We start from the raw sequence: 1,617 nt of genomic DNA on the forward strand, positions 1-1,617 counted from the left end.
CTCTTATCAAACAAAAAATAACTCATTGTTTTTGCTCTTAAAATTTAAGCCGCTTTAACCAGCTGCAATCCAAGTTTGCGTGCCTTGCGTTCCAAGGCGCGCATCTGCCGATCACGGCTTCTTTCTTCAAATGCTTCTATCCCTTTCTCAACGTAAGGCTGACCTTTAGTCAGCATTGCGTAAATCAACCTTGCCAGTTGATGGGCTGTCGCTTTGATTGCGCAACAGGTATCCATTCGGGTCAGGCGAGCACGATGACTGGCGCCGATAAAGCTCTTGTCATTGCGGGCGATTGAGGCTGCTTGCTTCAATGCCTGCGCAGCTCGATTAATTACCTTCACCGCTTTACCAGGCAGCGGTTTCCCTCCCGAAATCCTTGTGGGCGGAGCCAGGCCAAGCCAGGAACAGAAGTGTTGTGAAGTCGGAAATCGTGACAAGTCCGGTCCCAATTCACTGGCCAAGACCAAAGCCGTATCGATGCCGATGGTAGGAATTGCGGTTAAATCCACACCCATTATCTTGTTTAGCGCCCGATGCAAAATCAGTTGCTGCTCATTGGAACGGTGCGGGTTACGCAGTGATTTGCTGGGCGGGATAACTTGCGCCTGAAGAACCGGCAGCCGCTCAAGTGCATAAGCAATGGCTTGGTCGCACTCACCGATCTGTTTTTCCAGGAAGTCATAAGCCGCCAACTCCTGACTCAGCGCATGCAAATGCTCAGCTCGCCAGTTGCCGTGCAAGCTGCGAGCAACAGTGGCCTGATCGGCCTTAACACGCTTGTCTCTGAGCAGTGCAAGCACTTCGGGATCGCGCTCGCCATCAACGATTGCGCGCAAAATACTCATGCCCGTCACCCCAGCTATGTTGCTGATGACTTGGGCTAATTGGATGTTCATTTGCACCAAAGCCTTTTGCATCCGATTAAGGGCTTTGGCTTGGTCGCGAACTTTATTGCCACGCTGACGGACCAATGAGCGCAGTGAGCACACGTCGTCCGCAGGCCGAAAAGCGCCTCTCAACAGGCCGTGCGTCATGAGTTGAAGGATCCACTGACAATCAAGTACATCAGACTTGCGACCGGTTATCTGCCGAGTGGCGCGGGAATTAACGAGATAGACCTCAAAACCTCGTCTATCCAGTATTTCGAAGAGCGGGATCCAATAAACTCCAGTCGCCTCCATTGCCACCATCTTGACGCCCATGGACTCAAACCAATCGGCCATGGCATGCAAATCATCGGTGAAGGTTGAAAACCGCCTAACCGGGTCATCGCATTTTGTCGGATCAACAGCCGCCAAATGCTCACCAGCGCCCACATCAACGGCACCACAATCGGGATGGATAACCTCAAAACGCTTTTGGTTCTTGCGCGTCATGACAATTCCTCGCAGGATTGAACGACGCGGGCGGGGTACACGGTGGCGAGCGGATTCACTCTCTTATACGTGGTCACAGCTTGCTGTGCCGACAATGACTCCACGCCGATACCGTGCAGGCCACTCTCCCACTCGGGTGCTGACACACCAGTGCTGGCTACGGCCTTTGCCCCGCACGCGTTCTATAACCTTACGATGAACCAGTTTGATGCGCGACAGCGCTACGTCGAAGATGTAGTGG

Annotated in this window: 1 protein-coding gene; it reads right to left on the reverse strand. The window is 53.0% G+C overall.

Annotation, left to right across the window (positions count from 1 at the left end):
• Positions 1-44: 44 nt before the first annotated feature.
• On the reverse strand, positions 45-1,376 hold the full coding sequence (locus AACY36_RS28130; protein ID WP_339421387.1) for an IS110 family transposase: 1,332 nt from the start codon (positions 1,374-1,376) through the stop codon (positions 45-47).
• Positions 1,377-1,617 lie beyond the last annotated feature (241 nt).

It is taken from the genome of Pseudomonas sp. EA_15y_Pfl1_P101 (assembly GCF_963970835.1).
GTDB lineage: Bacteria > Pseudomonadota > Gammaproteobacteria > Pseudomonadales > Pseudomonadaceae > Aquipseudomonas > Aquipseudomonas tritici.

Bases quoted from the DNA above. Each gene is read 5' to 3' on its own strand.
- AACY36_RS28130 (WP_339421387.1), bottom strand. From the start codon at position 1,376: ATGACGCGCAAGAACCAAAAGCGTTTTGAGGTTATCCATCCCGATTGT.